Raw genomic sequence first — 16658 nt, forward strand, 5'->3', positions numbered from 1 at the left:
GTCCCGGGACCAGGAGGGGGAGTGGGAGTGCTCACGCTTCACCCTCCCCGCCGCCACCCACACCCTCCTGCTCATGACGGTTGTGCTCGGTGCGGGCCTCCTCCAGGTCGTGCTGGTGCTCCATCGCGTCGAGCCGGTCGGCCTCCAGCATCTCCTGCACGGAGTTCATCAGCGTCTCCATGTCCACCACGCCGGTGTACTCGCCGCGCCGCCCGGTCACCACGACCCGCCCCGCGTTGTCCGTGAGCACGGCCTCCAGCGCGTCCCGCAGCGTCGCGTCCCGCGTCACGGTGTCGTTCACCAGCGTGCCGGCCCTGGCCAGTGACCCCCGGGCCCGCATGAGATCCCCGCGCCGCAGCCACTTGTAGGGCCGCCCCCGCCGGTCGAGCAGCAGGATCTCGTTCGTACCGCTCGCCCGGATCTTGTTGAAGATCTCCTGCAGCGGATCGTCGACGGTCACCGTCGGATAGTCGGTGATCTCCACATCCCGTACGCGCGTCAGGTTCAGCCGCTTCAGGGCGGCGCCCGCGCCCACGAACCCGGACACGAAGTCGTCGGCGGGGTTGGTGAGGATCGCCTCCGGGGTGTCGAACTGCGCGATGTGCGACTGCTCCCGCAGCACCGCGATCCGGTCACCGAGCTTGATGGCCTCGTCGAAGTCGTGCGTGACGAAGACGATCGTCTTGTGCAACTCATGCTGCAGCCGGATCAGTTCATCCTGCAGATGATCACGAGTGATGGGATCGACGGCACCGAACGGCTCGTCCATCAACAGCACGGGCGGATCGGCGGCCAGCGCCCGCGCCACGCCCACCCGCTGCTGCTGCCCACCGGACAACTGCCGCGGATAACGCCCGTGGAACTCACCGGGATCGAGCCCCACCAGATCGAGCATCTCCTCGATCCGCTCGGCGGTCCGCGTCTTCGACCAGCCGACCATCTTCGGTACGAGTCCGATGTTCTGGGCGACGGTCATGTGAGGGAAGAGCCCCGACGACTGGATGGCGTACCCGATCTTGCGCCGTAGCTTCACCGGATCCATGTGGGTGACGTCCTCGCCACCGATGCGGATGCGCCCGCCCGTGGGCTCGATCAACCGGTTGATCATCTTCAGGGTGGTGGACTTCCCGCACCCGGAGGGCCCGACCAGCACCACCAGCTCACCGGCGTTGATCTCCATGTTGACGCTGTCCACAGCGGGATCGGCACTCCCGGGATACCGCTTGGTCAGACTCTCCAGCCGAATGGTGGCCCCGGTGGCGTCATGCCCGCCCCCACCCTCCCGCGCCCCCTCCACGGTCTCTGCTGCTGTCTCAGACACGAATCCCCCTAGGGATGGTCAGCCGCCCGATGAGGACGTACGCGGCATCGAACAGCAGCGCCAGGACGATGATCCCGAGCGTGCCCGCGAGGACTTGGTTGAGTGCGTTCTTGCTGCCCAGGGAGGCGATACCGCGGAAGATCTCATTGCCGAGCCCGGGTCCGGAGGCGTACGCGGCGATGGCGGCGATGCCCATCAGCATCTGCGTGGAGACCCGGATCCCGGTCAGGATCGGCGGCCAGGCCAACGGCAGCTCGACGCGTACGAGCCGGGCGAGCCGCGACATCCCGATACCGGTCGCCGCGTCCACCAGCGACGGATCGACCCCGCGCAGTCCGACGATCGAATTGCGCACGATGGGCAGCAGCCCGTACAGCGTCAGCGCGATGACCGTGGGCGGAACACCCAGCCCCACCACCGGGATCAGCAGACCGATCATGGCGAGCGAGGGAATGGTCAGCAGGGTCGCCGTGGTGATCGTGGCGAGGTTCCCGGCCCAGTCGCTGCGATAGGTGACGACCCCGATCACCACCCCCACGACGGTGGCGACGACCATGCACTGGAAAACGGCGCTGGCGTGCTGGAACGCGTCGGCGAGGAGCTGCTGATGACGACTGCCGAGGTACTCCCAGAAGTTCACCGCTGTCACCTCACCCGGTAGCCCTAGTTGTTGTCAGCCGTCGTCGTCCCTGGCCGCCTGCTCCACCAGCGGGATGATCCGCAGCGGAACGGGGTTCTCCATGACGATCGCCGTGGAGGCCCGGACAATGCCATCAAAACCGACAACCCGGTCGATCACCCGTTGAAGATCGGCGTTGGAGCGGGCCACGAGCCGGCACAGCATGTCCCCGCCACCCGTGGTCGTGTGCAGCTCCAGCACCTCGGGCACGGTCGCCAAGTGCGCCCGTACGTCCGCGCCTTGCCCCTGCCGGATCTGCAGGGTCGCGAAAGCGGTGACGGGATATCCGAGGGCCGTGGGATCCACCTGCGGACCGAATCCCCGGATGACTCCATTCGACTGAAGACGGTCCAGCCGCGCCTGCACTGTCCCGCGCGCGACCCCGAGCCGACGGGACATCTCCAGCACCCCGATCCGGGGCTCCTCGGCGAGCAGCACAAGAAGCCGCCCGTCCAAACGATCGATCCCCACAATCACCTCCAAGGTGGTCACCCTGTACAAGAAGTAGGCATGAGGCCGCCCTCTACTAAGCACATTGCCCAGCCAAATCGCAAACTATTGCGCACCTTGCTGAAGGGCGAGAGTCTGCGCCCATGACTCAGACCACGCACCACACCCCTCACACCGCGCGGCAGGCAGATCCCTTCCCGGTCAAGGGAATGGACGCGGTCGTCTTCGCCGTGGGCAACGCCAAGCAGGCGGCGCACTACTACTCCACGGCCTTCGGCATGAAGCTGGTCGCCTACTCCGGACCGGAGAACGGCAGCCGGGAGACCGCGAGCTACGTCCTGGAGAACGGCTCCGCCCGTTTCGTCTTCACCTCGGTCATCAGGCCCACCACCCCCTGGGGCACCTTCCTCGCCGAGCACGTGGCGGAGCACGGCGACGGAGTCGTCGACCTGGCCATAGAGGTCCCGGACGCACGCGCGGCGTTCGCGTACGCGGTCGAGCACGGCGCGACACCCCTCACCGAGCCGCACGACGTGAAAGACGAACACGGCACGGTCGTCCTGGCCGCGATCGCCACATACGGCAAGACCCGCCACACCCTGGTGGAGCGCACGGGCTACGACGGCCCGTACCTCCCCGGCTACACAGCCGCCGCCCCGATCGTCGAACCCCCCACCCAGCGCACCTTCCAGGCCATCGACCACTGCGTGGGCAACGTGGAACTCGGCCGGATGAACGAATGGGTCGGCTTCTACAACAAGGTCATGGGCTTCACGAACATGAAGGAGTTCGTGGGCGACGACATCGCGACCGAGTACAGCGCCCTGATGTCCAAGGTCGTGGCCGACGGCACGCTCAAGGTCAAGTTCCCGATCAACGAGCCCGCCATCGCCAAGAAGAAGTCCCAGATCGACGAGTACCTGGAGTTCTACGGCGGCGCGGGCGTCCAGCACATCGCCCTGAACACCAACGACATCGTCAACACGGTCCGCACGATGCGCGCGGCGGGCGTCCAGTTCCTCGACACCCCCGACTCCTACTACGACACCCTCGGCGAATGGGCCGGCGAAACGAGGGTCCCCGTAGAAACGCTCCGCGAACTGAAAATCCTCGTGGACCGGGACGAGGACGGCTACCTGCTCCAGATCTTCACCAAGCCGGTCCAGGACAGGCCGACGGTCTTCTTCGAGATGATCGAACGCCATGGCTCCATGGGCTTCGGCAAGGGCAACTTCAAGGCCCTCTTCGAGGCGATCGAACGAGAGCAGGAGCGCCGAGGCAACCTCTGATCTCCCCCGGGGGGAGTCCCCCGGAGCACGGCCCGCACCCGGCACACGACGGGAGCGGGCCGCGCCGGTGCGTCACCCGGCACACGACGGGAGCGGGCCGTGCCGGTACGTCGCAGTCCGCCGCATAGAGCGGTGCAAGCGACGGCCCCCTCTCCTCCTCAGGGCAGTACACCCGGGAGGCGGCGGACTCGACGTACCGGCACGGCCCCGACCCACTACGGCCACGGCCGACCCGCCACCGCCGCGCCCCTACCGCAACACTCCCGCAGGCCGAGGCTCGGCCGCACCCAACTCCTCCAGCGCCCGCAAAGCCACCGGCACCAACAGCGGCGAGAACACCGGACTGATCCGCATCGCTTCCCCCAGATGCCGCCGAGCCCCCGAGTCGTTCCCCACCGCCCGCTCGATCACCCCCCGGTGAAACGAGTACAACGCAATCCGAGCCCCACCCCCACGCACCCGATCCGTGGCCCGAGTCGCGAAAACGATCGCCTCCTTGTCCTTCCCGTCCCGATGCAACGCCCACCCCAGCGCATCGGCGACAGCCGCCGAAGGATGCCGAGCCCACTCACCCCGCAACCGCCGCACCGCGGCCCCCGCATCCCCGTGATCGGCCTCGAAGAGCCCGAGCACCAACTCCTCGTTCACCCCGACCGCGTCCCCCTCCCGCACCCGTGCCCGCAACACGTCGTACTGGGCCCGCGCGGCCCCGCCCAGCCCCAGCGACTCGTACAACTCGCCCAACTCCAGCGCGTACCGCGGCAACGGCTGCTTCGCCAGCGCGGACTGATACGCGAGCAGCGCCTCCGAGTCCCGCCCCAGCGCGGCCAGCGCCCGCCCCTGCCCGGCCCGCGCCGCATGCTCCCCGGGATCGGCCCGCAGAGCGGCCTCGTACGCGCGCAGCGACTCGGCGGCCTCCCCGCGCTCCCAGGCCGACTCCCCGACCCGGAGCAGACAGTCGGCCTGCTCCGCAGGGGCAGCGGCGAGCGCCGCAGCATCGGACAGGGCGGCAGCGGAATCCTCCCGCCACCCCCGGTCCCGATAGACGAGCCCGGCCCGCACCAGCACCTGCGCTCCCACCCTGTTCCCCGACGCCCCGCTCCCCGAGGGAAGCTCGACAAGCTTGGCCAGCGCCCGCCGAGCCCCCTTGTAATCCCCGAGCCCCCGATACGCATCGATCAGCGCCGGATACACGGACCACCGCTTGGGCGAGGAGGCCACCGCCGCCTCCCCCCACCCCCGCGCGGCCCGGAAGTCGTGCCGCGCGACGGCGAGCGCGGCCATCCCACGGAACGCCTCGGTGTTCCCCTTCGGCCGCCCCTTCAGCGACGTACGCAACGCCGCGTCGGCCTTCGGATAGAACCCCGGCTCGGCGGTCCGCCGCCCCCGCTCCACATACGCGGTGCCCAGTTCGGCCCACGACCGCACATCACCCGGATGGGCCCGCAGATGCGCCTCGCGGTCACTGATCAGCGCCACCAGATCGGGCAGCGAGGCGGGCGCCCCGGACCCGACCGCCGTCGCGGCCCGCGCGACGGGCCCGGGGGAGGGCGGCGGCCGACGATCCGCGTCGGGCATCACGACCAGCACACCCCCCAGCACGAAGCACCCCACGACGACCCCGGCCAACACCCGCACACTCTGCATGCCGATCACTGTGCGTCAATACGAAGAGCACACCCGGCCACCACCCCGGCACGCAAAGCCTCACGCGAGCGGGGTTCACACCGATGGCCCCGAGTGCGACGCTGTGATCATGAGCCGTATCGAAGCCCGACCCGATGAAGACTCCGTGGCGGTGGGCAGCGCCCCCGAACGTCTCACCGAAAACCGCGCCGAAGACCTCACCGAAGACCGCGCCGAAGACCTCACCCAGCGCCTCACCGAGCGCCTCCTCACAGGGCTGCCGGCCGAGGCGGTCCTCACCGACCCGGACGTCACCGGCTCGTACGCCAACGACATGGCCAGTTTCTGCGAGGCGGGCACCCCCGCCGTCGTGGTGCTGCCGCGCACGGTCGAACAGGTCCAGCACGTCATGCGCACCGCGACCGACCTCCGCATCCCGGTGGTCCCGCAGGGCGCCCGCACAGGCCTCTCCGGGGCGGCCAACGCCTCCGAGGGCTGCATCGTGCTGTCCCTGACCAAGATGGACCGCATCCTGGAGATCAGCCCCGTGGACCGGATCGCGGTGGTCGAGCCGGGCGTCATCAACGCCACACTCTCCCGCGCCGTCAACGAACACGGCCTGTACTACCCGCCGGACCCCTCCAGCTGGGAGATGTGCACCATCGGCGGCAACATCGGCACGGCCTCGGGCGGCCTGTGCTGTGTGAAGTACGGAGTGACGGCCGAGTACGTACTCGGCCTGGACGTGGTCCTCGCGGACGGCCGCCTGATGACCACCGGCCGCCGCACGGCGAAGGGCGTGGCCGGATACGACCTGACGCGCCTGTTCGTCGGCTCGGAGGGCTCGCTCGGCATCGTCGTACGGGCCACCCTCGCCCTGAAACCCCAGCCGCCCCAACAGCTGGTCCTCGCGGCGGAGTTCGCGTCCGGATCGGCCGCCTGCGACGCGGTCTGCCGGATCATGGAGGGCGGCCATGTGCCGTCCCTGCTCGAACTGATGGACCGCACCACGGTGAAGGCCGTCAACGACATGGCGCACATGGGCCTTCCGGAGAGCACCGAGGCCCTGCTCCTCGCCGCCTTCGACACCCACGACCCCGCCGCGGACCTCGCCGCGGTCGGCGCGCTGTGCGAGGCGGCGGGCGCCACCCAGGTCGTACCGGCGGAGGACGCGGCCGAGTCGGAACTGCTCCTGCAGGCCCGCCGGCTGTCCCTCACCGGCCTTGAGGCGGTCAAGGGCACGACGATGATCGACGACGTGTGCGTACCGCGTTCCAGGCTCGCCGAGATGCTTGAAGGCGTCGACAGGATCGCCGAGAAGTACCGGTTGACCATCGGGGTCGTGGCCCACGCGGGCGACGGCAACACCCACCCGACGGTCTGCTTCGACGCGAGCGACCCGGACGAGTCCCGGCGCGCCCGCGAGTCCTTCGACGAGATCATGGCCCTCGGTCTGGAACTCGGCGGCACGATCACCGGCGAACACGGTGTGGGCGTCCTCAAGAAGGAGTGGCTGGCCCGCGAGATCGGCCCGGTCGGCATCGAGATGCAACGAGCGGTGAAAACGGCCTTCGACCCCCTGGGCATCCTGAACCCGGGAAAACTCTTCTGACAGAGCTTTCCCTCTCGCCGTCTCCCCCCTTCCTCCCCCCTTTTCTCTTCTTTTTCCTCCCCTCTTCTCTCCCTCTCCTCCCTCCTCCTCGCTCTCACTCGCCGTCCTGGGATTCGTCCGAGGGCCACGGGTCACTCAGCCACAGATCGTCGGCGGGGGTCGGCGCGAGCAGCTCGGCGAGGCCGTCGTCGAGACCGAGCCGACCGGCCTCGGTGCCCGGCGGGACCGCCCGCAGCGTGCGCTCCAGCCACGCCGACACCTGCGCGGCGGGCGCTTCCAGCAGGGCGTCCCCGTCGGGTGAACTCAGCGCCATCAGGACGACACCGCGCCCGCCGACCTTCGTCGGCCACGCCCGCACGTCCCCGTGCCCGCACGGCCGGAACACCCCCTCGACGAGCAGTTCCCGCGCGAAGGTCCAGCTCACGGGGTGGTCGGTGCCGAGGTGGAAAGTGACATGGACGGCGTACGGATCGTCGCTGCGGTAACTCAGCAGAGCCGGCACGGGAATGCTGCGCTCGGGGGAGAGCACGAGCTTGAGCTCCAGCTCCCGTTCCACCACGGCATCGTTGTTCACGTCGTTGCCCATAGGGCCCGTGCTCGAAGGGTCCGTGCTCGAAGGGTCCGTGTTTGAAGGGCCCGTGCTCATAGGGTCCGTGCTCATAGGGTCCGCTTCCTCTCGCGTCCGGGACCCAGGGGCGGGCCCGTACGAGTGGAGAGGCGGCGAAGGCCCCAGCATTACGCCGGTTCGGAGAACTTTTTTCGCGAGGCTCCCGGACCGTCACGCCTATACCGCGCGGAGGCCGGAAAAGGTGGGGGAACCGCGCTCGAAGGGGGTAGGTACCCCAGGAGCGGCAGTGGCGGTTGCGCCCGTCTGATAGATGTGGACGCTCAACACGACCCCCGAGCAGATACGGGACGACGGACATGAGCGCCCCAACCCCGGCCCCCGGCGACGACAGGCCCCGCGAGGGGTACTACCCGGACCCGTCCATTCCTGGATATGTCCGGTACTGGAACGGTGCCGCATGGGTGCCGGGCACCAGCCGGCCGGCGCCCGGCGGCGACCCGGCCGCCTCGCCCGCCTCACCCGCCGCGGCGGCCCCGGCCGCGACCGCGCAGCCCGCCCCCGTGTCCACGGAGGAGACGGGCCCGCACTTCTTCGACGAGGACCCGCCCGCCGCCGCGGGCCCGTCGCCCGCCGAGGCCCAGCACGGCAGCCGCCCCGAACCGGCCACCGCGTGGGGCGCCGACCGCTCCCGGCAGACCGGCTTCGGCGGCGACCCGGACCGCCGGGTCCGCTGGGGTTCCCCGGACCCGCGCGTACCGTCGGAGTCCGCGCAGCCCGTACAGCCGGACCAGTCCGCATCGGCCCAGCCCGCACCCCAGGCACAGGCCGCTGCACCCCAGCCACAGGCCGCCGCACCGCAGTCCCAGTCGGCAGGGCAGCCCGACGGCAGGTCGGACCACACGGACGGCACGGCCACGTTCCACGGGGCCGACTCCGAGGGGGACCTCGGGGCCCCCACGCCTCCGCCCTCCGGCGGCACGGTGGTCTTCCGCAGACCCACGGGTCCGGTACGCCCCACGGGCGCCGCCGGTCCGACGGGGGCCGCCGGAAACACGGGGCCCGCCGGAAGCACGGGACCCACGGGATCCGCCGGCGCCATGGGGGCCGGGCGCGCGCATGTCGCGGGTACGTCCGGAGCGGCGCGCGCGCAGACCCCGGGCGCCGGGGCCGCCGCCCCCGGCGTCCCCGGTTCCCGCGAACCCCTCGTCGCCGAGGGCACGATGAGCTTCAGGCGGACGTCGCAGCGAGCGGGACAGCAGCGCGGTACGCAGTCGGCCGCGGCCCAGCAGCCCCTGGGCGCGGCCCAGCCCGCGGCCCCGGCACAGCCGTCCCCCGCCGCTCCGGCCCCGCAGCAGCAGTCCACCCCCACCGTCCCCCCGCAGGGGGCCCCTTCACCGGCAGTCACCCCACCGGCAGTCACCCCGCAGGCCGTCACTCCGCCGTCCGGTGCGCAGGCGCAGGCGCCCATGAGTGCGGGTCTCGGTGGCGGACAGCCTTCCTGGGCCCAGCAGGTGCACCGGCTGGCCGGGCCGGACGAGGACCAGCCCGTCGTGCCGTGGAAGCCGGTACGGGAGGACCCGTTCCAGTCGGTCGTCCGCGCCCAGTCGGAGGCGCGTCCGGCGGGGCTCGGCAAGCGGTTCGCCGCCCGACTCGTGGACACGCTCGTGCTGGCCGCGGTCACCGGCGCGGCGGCGGTCCCGCTGGGCACGAGGGCGCTGGACCACGTCAACGAGAAGATCGACGCGGCCAAGCTCTCCGGCGAGACGGTCACGGTGTGGCTGCTGGACGGCACGACCGCCCTCTACCTCGGCATCGTCCTCGCCGTCCTGATCGTCTTCGGCGTCCTCTACGAGGCGCTGCCCAACGCCAAGTGGGGCCGCACCCTCGGCAAGAAGCTGTTCGGCCTCCAGGTGCGGGACATCGAGGGCGGCGACCCGCCGTCGTTCGGTCTGGCCCTGCGCCGCTGGCTCGTCTACAGCGTCCCGTGCCTTCTCGGCATCGGTGTCGTGGGTGTCGTGTGGGGCCTGTTCGACCGCCCGTGGCGCCAGTGCTGGCACGACAAGGCGGCCCATACGTTCGTCGCGGGCTGACGGCACCCGGCGCCGTTCCGGACGGCCGTACCGGACGGCCGTACCGGACTGCCGTTCCGGCGGATAGCCCGGACGGGTCGCCTCCCGTTGCGCGGTCGCGGGGTTCGCGGTCCACTCTGGACATGACCACCCAGCCGCCGCCCCCTCCGGACGACGATCCGTTCAGGAAGCCGCCGGACGAGGACCCGTTCAAGAAGCAGCAGCCGCCGCCCCAGCAGTCACAGCCGCCGCAGCCGCCACCCGGTCAGAGCGGCGGCTCCCCGTACGGCGGCTCCCCGTACGGAGCCGCACCGCCACCTCCCGGCGCCGCACCACCGCCCTACGGTGGCGGCGCCGGCGACCCCTACGGCGGCGGCCCGTACACCAACGATCCGCTCGCCGGGATGCCGCCGCTCGCCGAGAGCGGCAAACGCGTCCTCGCGCGGATCATCGACATGATCCTCGTCGTCATCGTGGTGTGGCTGCTCACCTGGGGCTTCGGCGTCAACGAGTACGACGTGGACGCGGACAAGATCCAGTACGGCAAGTCCTTCGGGCAGTCCCTGATCGCCCTGCTGCTCTACGTCGGGTACGACACCTTCCTGACCACCAGGTCGGGGCAGACCCTCGGCAAGAAGTGGCTGCATCTGCGCGTGGCGAACCTCGACAACGGCTCCACGCCCTCCGTGCAGACCTCACTGGTCCGCGCGCTGGTGCTGTGGGTGCCGTTCGCGTTCTGCTGCGCGTGCATCTGGACCGCGATCTCCGGCGGCTGGAGCTTCTTCGACAAGCCGTACAAGCAGGGGCTGCACGACAAGGCGGCCAAGACCGTGGTGGTCAGCACCGGCTGAGCCGCCCGACGCGGACGACGGGCGGCAAACACCGGACTACGCACCGGACTGCGGACTCGGACTCAGGCGCGTTCGCGTATCGGCTCGGACGCGCTCGCGGCGGCGACGGTCTCGCGCCGGGCCGAGAGACGCGCTTCCGGAACGCGCTGGTCCGGAGCGTGCTGTTCCGTGGCGGCGCGCGAGGGAGCGGTGGCCGCGGTCACGGCAGGCTTCTGTACGGGAACCGTCATGGCCACGAGGAGACCGAGCGCGAGGGCGGAGAGCGCGATGATCACGACTCCCAGGCCCGAACTCGTCTGTGACAGCAGCAGCATGGCGAGCGTGGAGAGGAGCACGGTGCAGGAACCGTAGGCGAGCTGTGCGGCGGTCGGACGAGGCATGGCAGTTCCGTCCTCGGGGTGGGGGTCTCCCCCCGGTGCCTCTCGCATGGGGGAGGTGCGAATAAGAAACAAGGCTGCGACAACGGTGTCGCTTGGCAAATCACCGGAAATCCGGCGCGCCGCCAACCGACTCTATTGGCCTGTCTGCCCGAGGGGAACGAGCAGTAAGCGTGACCTAACCCACGGTGCCGGTGCACAGGGGGCGCACGGAATCATGGCTTCTGCCAACCCGTCTTTCGAACGCGCCTGTTGAGCGGTGCACGGATCTCCGTGAGCGGACCGGTAGCGGAACGCGACCCCGGACAGCCGGCGCATAGCCCACTTGACCTGTCCAAGTCAAGGTCTGTCTTTTCTCCTTCAACTCCGATCGAATGTCGTCACTTGTGACGCGCATAGAGCGCGCGCGGACTCCATAACCTGGACACCCTCCTTCCGCGCGCCCGGGCGTGAGGGAGGACTGCATCAAGTGACCAGCAGACCATGGACGTTCAGAGCAGCCGCAGTGGGTGTGGCGCTCACCGCGGCCGCCGCCACGTTCTCGACCTTCGCGGTGGCGCAGGCCGCCGACGCCGGCGACCAGCCGGCCGCGGCCGCGAACCGGCAGGACCCGGCACGCGCCGGGGACGACGCCGAGCACGAGCACGACCTCAAGGGGCCCCTGACCGACCGTCAGGAAGCCCAGCGCGAGGAGGCCCTCAAGAGGGTCATCTCCGGCGACACCAAGGCCGTCAAGCGCGGTGGTTCGCAGGTCGTGAAGCTCCAGAACGGCAAGTACGTGGAGCTCGGCCGTGAGAAGACCGACGAGATCTTCACGATCCTCGTCGAGTTCGGCGACAAGGTGGACAGCCGCTACGGCGGCACCCCCGGACCGCTGCACAACCAGATAGCCGAGCCGGACCGTGCCGAGGACAACAGCACGGCCTGGCAGGCGGACTACAACAAGGAACACTTCGAGAAGCTCTACTTCGGCACCGGCAAGGGTGTCGAGTCGATGAAGAAGTACTACGAGAAGCAGTCCTCGGGCCGCTACTCCATCGACGGCACGGTCTCCGACTGGGTCAAGGTGCCCTACAACGAGGCCCGCTACGGCTCCAACAAGTGCGACCCCGACACCTGCGCGTGGAACGCCGTCGCCGACGGTGTCACCGCCTGGGTCGACGCCCAGAAGGCGGCCGGCAAGTCCGACGCCGACATCAAGTCCGAGCTGTCCGCCTACGACAAGTGGGACCGCAACGACTTCGACGGCGACGGCAACTTCAACGAGCCCGACGGCTACATCGACCACTTCCAGATCGTGCACGCCGGTGAGGACGAGTCCGCGGGCGGCGGCGCCCAGGGCGAGGACGCGATCTGGGCCCACCGCTGGTACGCGTTCGGCACGGACGCCGGAGCCACCGGCCCCACGGGCAACAAGATGGGCGGCGCGCAGATCGGCGACTCCGGCATCTGGGTCGGCGACTACACGATCCAGCCGGAGAACGGCGGACTGGGCGTCTTCGCCCACGAGTACGGCCACGACCTCGGTCTGCCGGACCACTACGACACGACCAACACGGCGGAGAACTCCACCGCGTTCTGGACGCTGATGTCCTCCGGTTCGTGGCTCGGCACCGGCAAGGACGCCATCGGTGACCTGCCCGGCGACATGACCGCCTGGGACAAGCTGCAGCTCGGCTGGCTGAAGTACGACACGGCCAAGGCCGCGAAGAGCTCCAGCCACACGCTGGGCGTGGCCGAGTACAACACCAAGAACGCCCAGGCGCTGGTGGTCGAACTGCCGAAGAAGGCGGTCACCACCGAGGTCGTCCCCCCGGCGCAGGGCGCCACCCAGTGGTGGAGCGGCAGCGCGAACAACCTCAAGAACACGCTGACCCGTTCCGTGGACCTCACGGGCAAGTCGGCGGCGACGCTGACCCTCGACGGGTACTACGACATCGAGACGGACTTCGACTACCTCTACACCGAGGTGTCCACCGACGGCGGCGCCAAGTGGACCGCCATCGACGGAACGGTCGACGGCGCCGCGATCCCGCGTGACGCCAGCGGCAGCCCCGCGCTGACCGGCACGTCGGCCGCGTACACGAAGCTGTCGTACCCGCTCGACGCCTACGCGGGCCAGAAGTTCGACCTGCGCTTCCGCTACTCCACCGACGGCGGCGTGGCCCAGAAGGGCTTCGCGGCGGACCGCATCACCGTCACCGCCGACGGCTCCGCGGTCTTCTCGGACGACGCCGAGACCGCCGACGCGGCGTGGAAGTCCAACGGCTTCTCCCGTATCGGCGCGTCCTTCACCAAGGACTACGCGCAGTACTACATCGCGGAGAACCGTCAGTACGTGTCGTACGACAAGACCCTGAAGGTCGGCCCGTACAACTTCGGTTTCGCGTCCACGCGTCCGTCCTGGGTGGAGCACTTCCCGTACCAGAACGGTCTGCTGATCTGGAAGTGGGACACCTCCCAGCGCGACAACAACGTCAGCCAGCACCCGGGTACCGGTCTGCTGCTGCCGGTGGACGCCCACCCGAAGGCCCTGAAGTGGGCCGACGGCGTGGTGATGCGCAACCGCATCCAGTCCTACGACTCGCCGTTCAGCCGGTACCGCACGGACGGTCTCACGCTGCACAAGGCGGACGTGGCGACGAAGATCAAGTCGCAGCTCGGGAACCCGGTCTTCAACGACCGCACGAACACGTACTACGACACGGCCAACCCGACCGGGGGTGTCAAGATCACTGACACCAACACGAAGATCGCGATCGTCAAGGAGCCGCGTGATGGCTCGACGATCTTCGTGAAGGTCTCCGCCGCGAAGTAATAAGAGACGTTTTCGCAGGTCAAACCATGATCGGCCGCGACCCCCTGGCGGGTCGCGGCCGATCGTGTTTAGGTGCGTCCTGTGACTCTCTTATTGACACCGGATCTCGCGGGGGTATGACGGAATGGCCGCAGGAGGCTTCTGCAAGCTGCCGAACGGCACGGTCGTGGTGGCGTTGAACCTGCCCCGGCCGCTCGCCGCGGGCACCGGGTCGGTGCGGGTGCTGGTGCATGCGCACAACCGCGCCCGCGCGTTGACGCGGTTGCGCAACCTGGGGTTGCGGGCGGTGTATCTGCGCGGCAACGGGCAGCCTCCTACGCCGGACGAGGTCACGGCCGTCCTGCACCATCCCGATGGGCTCATATGGCGTACGGCGCCGGGGGTGGACGCGCTCGCGTCGGAACTCTGGCACCCCATCCGCACACTGATCCGCCGCCCGACCGCACCGACCCCGTAGGGGCGTGCCCCGTAAGGGGCGCGGGGAACTGCGCGGCCAGCCACGACGGGCCCGCAGCCGACTACGCACGGGTCGCCCCCCCCTACCTGGGGGCGCGAGGAACTGCGCGGCCGGCCCCCACCGGCCCGCAGGCGACGATGCGCGGGTCGCCCCCAAGGGGCGCGGGGAACGGCGCGGCCAGCCACGACGGGACCGCAGCGCGGCGACAACCCGCTGCGGGCGTGCGTGTCGGCTGCGGGCCGGTGGGGGCTGGCCGCGCAGTTCCCCGCGCCCCTTAGGGGGCGGGGCGTGCATTTCGGCTGCGGGCCGGTGGGGGCTGGCCGCGCAGTTCCCCGCGCCCCTAGGTGGGGCGGGGCCGGGGTCAGACCACCGGCTTGCCGGAGAGTTCTACTCCGGCTTCGCGGAGGGCGTCCAGCGCCTGGGTCGTGGTGTCCGGGGCCACGCCGGCCGTCAGGTCGAGCAGGACCTGCGTGCGGAAACCCTCCCGCGCCGCATCCAGGGCTGTCGCCTTCACGCAGTGGTCCGTGGCGATACCCACGACATCGACCTCGGTGATCTCCCGCGTACGCAGCCAGTCGCCCAGCGAGACACCGTTCTCGTCGGCGCCCTCGAAACCGCTGTACGCCGCCGAGTACGCGCCCTTGTCGAACACGGCGTCGATCGCGCCGGAGGCGACCGCCGGAGCGAAGTTCGGGTGGAAACCCACCCCCTCCGTGCCGGCCACGCAGTGCGCGGGCCAGGAGTGGACGTAGTCGGGGTTGTCCGCGAAGTGGCCCCCGGGCGCGATGTGGTGGTCGCGGGTCGCCACCACGTGGCGGTAGCCGGCGGGTGCCTGCCCGATCAGCTCCGTGATCGCGGCGGCCACATCCGCCCCGCCGGGCACCGCGAGGCTGCCTCCCTCGCAGAAGTCGTTCTGGACGTCTACGACGATCAGGGCGCGGCGCATGGCGGTGTCCTTCGGCTCGGCGAGGCGCTCCGCGGGGGAGGCCGGTTGATGGTGTGCGGGTTGGTGGGGGCTTGTCGCGCAGTTCCCCGCGCCCCTTCAGGGCGCGTTGTCCGTGCGACCGAGCCCGACGAGTGCGAGGGCACGGTGGAGTGTGTGAGTGTTGCCGTGCCCCTTCCCGGCTTGCCGCCCGTTCACTCCCTTACGGGCCCGGGCCGTCGGCGGGCCGGGCCCGTGGGTCTCACACGTACTCGGTCGGAATGACGGCTTCGCCCCGTGACAGCTGGGTCGCGGAGAGGGGCAGGTTCGCGCGGGCCGCCGCGTGCCGGTCGCGTACGACGTCCAGCGGTTCGCGGGCGACGACCTGGCCGCCCTTGACCAGCTGCACCAGGAGCTGGTTGTCGACGAGCTCGGCCGGAACCGCCCCCGTGCCGATCACCTCGGCCTCGGCGACCCCGTACTCGTCGAGCCGCCGCGCGGCCCACTTGCGGCCGCCGATGGACGTCTTGCCGCCCGAGGACTTCTTGGCCACCGGCAGGAGCGGGGCCTTCGGGTCCGCCGACTCGGCACGCGCGACGATCTTGTAGACCATCGAGCACGTCGGATGCCCGGAGCCCGTCACCAGCTGGGTGCCCACCCCGTACGCGTCCACGGGTGCCGCGGCCAGCGAGGCGATCGCGTACTCGTCGAGGTCCGAGGTCACGATGATCCGGGTCTTCGTGGCGCCCAGCTCGTCCAGCTGCTGCCGTACCCGGTGCGCCACGAGCAGCAGGTCACCGGAGTCGATGCGGACGGCGCCCAGCTCGGGCCCGGCCACCTCGACGGCCAGCCGCACGGCTTCGGCGACGTCGTACGTGTCCACGAGCAGCGTGGTGCCCCGGCCGAGCGAGTCCACCTGGGCGCGGAAGGCGTCCCGTTCGGTGTCGTGCACGAGGGTGAAGGCGTGGGCGGACGTGCCGACCGTCGGGATGCCGTAGCGGAAGCCCGCGGCCAGGTCGGAGGTGGTCGTGAAGCCGCCGACGTACGCCGCGCGGGACGCCGCCACCGCGGCCAGTTCGTGGGTGCGCCGGGCGCCCATCTCGATCAGCGGGCGCCCGCCGGCCGCCGAGGCCATCCGGGAGGCGGCGGCCGCGATGGCCGAGTCGTGGTTGAGGATGGAGAGGATCACGGTCTCCAGGAGGACGCACTCCGCGAAGGAGCCCTCGACCCGCAGGACCGGTGACCCGGCGAAGTACACCTCGCCCTCCGGGTAGCCCCAGACGTCCCCGGCGAAGCGGTACGAGGCCAGCCACTCCAGGGTCGGCTCGTCCACGACGTTCCGCTCGCGCAGGAAGCCGATGACGTCCGCGTCGAAGCGGAAGTTCTCCACCGCGTCCAGGACCCGCCCGGTGCCGGCGACGACACCGTAGCGGCGGCCCTCGGGCAGGCGGCGGGTGAAGACCTCGAAGACCGAACGCCGGTCGGCCGTGCCGCCCTTGAGGGCGGCCTGCAGCATGGTCAGCTCGTAGTGGTCCGTGAAGAGCGCTGTCGACGGCACATCCACCGGCAGCCCTAGGTCCGCAGTGTTCATGACCGGGATGTTACCCCTATCTCGTCAC

Annotated in this window: 14 protein-coding genes; 6 read left to right on the top strand and 8 right to left on the bottom strand. The window is 70.3% G+C overall.

Annotation, left to right across the window (positions count from 1 at the left end; translation table 11 throughout):
- Positions 1-31 precede the first annotated feature (31 nt).
- From C6Y14_RS08710 to C6Y14_RS08720, 3 genes are read right to left on the bottom strand one after another with little or no spacing between them, the layout of a single operon-like run.
- Positions 32-1297, bottom strand: coding sequence for a betaine/proline/choline family ABC transporter ATP-binding protein (locus C6Y14_RS08710; protein WP_107015966.1), 1266 nt, complete (start codon positions 1295-1297; stop codon positions 32-34).
- A 16-nt stretch (positions 1298-1313) separates the two neighbouring features.
- Entirely contained in the window at positions 1314-1961 is a 648-nt protein-coding gene (locus tag C6Y14_RS08715; RefSeq protein WP_107015967.1) for an ABC transporter permease, read from the bottom strand.
- Positions 1962-1994: 33 nt separating this feature from the next.
- Positions 1995-2471, bottom strand: coding sequence for an Lrp/AsnC family transcriptional regulator (locus tag C6Y14_RS08720; RefSeq protein ID WP_107016413.1), 477 nt, complete (start codon positions 2469-2471; stop codon positions 1995-1997).
- A 122-nt stretch (positions 2472-2593) separates the two neighbouring features.
- On the opposite strand from C6Y14_RS08720, the gene hppD reads away from it, so the two are divergent.
- Positions 2594-3739, top strand: a complete 1146-nt coding sequence (gene hppD, locus C6Y14_RS08725; protein ID WP_107015968.1) for a 4-hydroxyphenylpyruvate dioxygenase — start codon at positions 2594-2596, stop codon at positions 3737-3739.
- Between the two features lie 249 nt (positions 3740-3988).
- Here the strand turns inward: hppD and C6Y14_RS08730 are convergent, their stop codons facing one another.
- Positions 3989-5386 carry a tetratricopeptide repeat protein gene (locus C6Y14_RS08730; RefSeq protein ID WP_107016414.1) on the bottom strand — a complete coding sequence of 466 codons (1398 nt, stop codon included), beginning with the start codon at positions 5384-5386 and terminating at the stop codon, positions 3989-3991.
- A gap of 103 nt (positions 5387-5489) precedes the next feature.
- On the opposite strand from C6Y14_RS08730, the gene C6Y14_RS08735 reads away from it, so the two are divergent.
- The gene (locus C6Y14_RS08735) at positions 5490-6977 is read left to right on the top strand and encodes an FAD-binding oxidoreductase (protein WP_107015969.1); all 1488 of its coding nucleotides are present in this window, start codon (positions 5490-5492) and stop codon (positions 6975-6977) included.
- A gap of 94 nt (positions 6978-7071) precedes the next feature.
- Here C6Y14_RS08735 and C6Y14_RS08740 read toward each other — a convergent pair whose 3' ends face one another.
- Complete coding sequence (locus C6Y14_RS08740) at positions 7072-7563, bottom strand: SsgA family sporulation/cell division regulator (protein ID WP_107015970.1); 492 nt, start codon at positions 7561-7563, stop codon at positions 7072-7074.
- 338 nt (positions 7564-7901) lie between these two features.
- On the opposite strand from C6Y14_RS08740, the gene C6Y14_RS08745 reads away from it, so the two are divergent.
- Positions 7902-9635 carry an RDD family protein gene (locus C6Y14_RS08745; protein ID WP_107015971.1) on the top strand — a complete coding sequence of 578 codons (1734 nt, stop codon included), beginning with the start codon at positions 7902-7904 and terminating at the stop codon, positions 9633-9635.
- A gap of 122 nt (positions 9636-9757) precedes the next feature.
- Positions 9758-10465: an RDD family protein gene (locus C6Y14_RS08750; RefSeq protein ID WP_107015972.1), complete on the top strand. Its 708-nt coding sequence runs from the start codon at positions 9758-9760 to the stop codon at positions 10463-10465.
- A gap of 62 nt (positions 10466-10527) precedes the next feature.
- Here the strand turns inward: C6Y14_RS08750 and C6Y14_RS08755 are convergent, their stop codons facing one another.
- A complete protein-coding gene (locus C6Y14_RS08755) occupies positions 10528-10845 on the bottom strand; it encodes a hypothetical protein (protein ID WP_107015973.1) in 318 nt (105 codons plus the stop codon).
- A gap of 466 nt (positions 10846-11311) precedes the next feature.
- On the opposite strand from C6Y14_RS08755, the gene C6Y14_RS08760 reads away from it, so the two are divergent.
- Together C6Y14_RS08760 and C6Y14_RS08765 are read left to right on the top strand one after the other, a co-directional pair.
- Entirely contained in the window at positions 11312-13660 is a 2349-nt protein-coding gene (locus tag C6Y14_RS08760) for an immune inhibitor A domain-containing protein (protein WP_107015974.1), read from the top strand.
- A gap of 124 nt (positions 13661-13784) precedes the next feature.
- Positions 13785-14117, top strand: a complete 333-nt coding sequence (locus C6Y14_RS08765; protein ID WP_107015975.1) for a hypothetical protein — start codon at positions 13785-13787, stop codon at positions 14115-14117.
- Positions 14118-14478: 361 nt separating this feature from the next.
- On the opposite strand, the gene C6Y14_RS08770 is transcribed toward C6Y14_RS08765, so the two are convergent.
- Together C6Y14_RS08770 and C6Y14_RS08775 are read right to left on the bottom strand one after the other, a co-directional pair.
- Complete coding sequence (locus C6Y14_RS08770) at positions 14479-15063, bottom strand: nicotinamidase (protein WP_107015976.1); 585 nt, start codon at positions 15061-15063, stop codon at positions 14479-14481.
- Between the two features lie 238 nt (positions 15064-15301).
- Positions 15302-16630 (bottom strand): nicotinate phosphoribosyltransferase, encoded by a 1329-nt coding sequence (locus C6Y14_RS08775; RefSeq protein WP_107015977.1) that lies wholly within the window; start codon positions 16628-16630, stop codon positions 15302-15304.
- Positions 16631-16658 lie beyond the last annotated feature (28 nt).

Origin of the sequence: Streptomyces dioscori (genome assembly GCF_003024195.1) — a bacterium.
Taxonomy (GTDB): domain Bacteria; phylum Actinomycetota; class Actinomycetes; order Streptomycetales; family Streptomycetaceae; genus Streptomyces; species Streptomyces dioscori.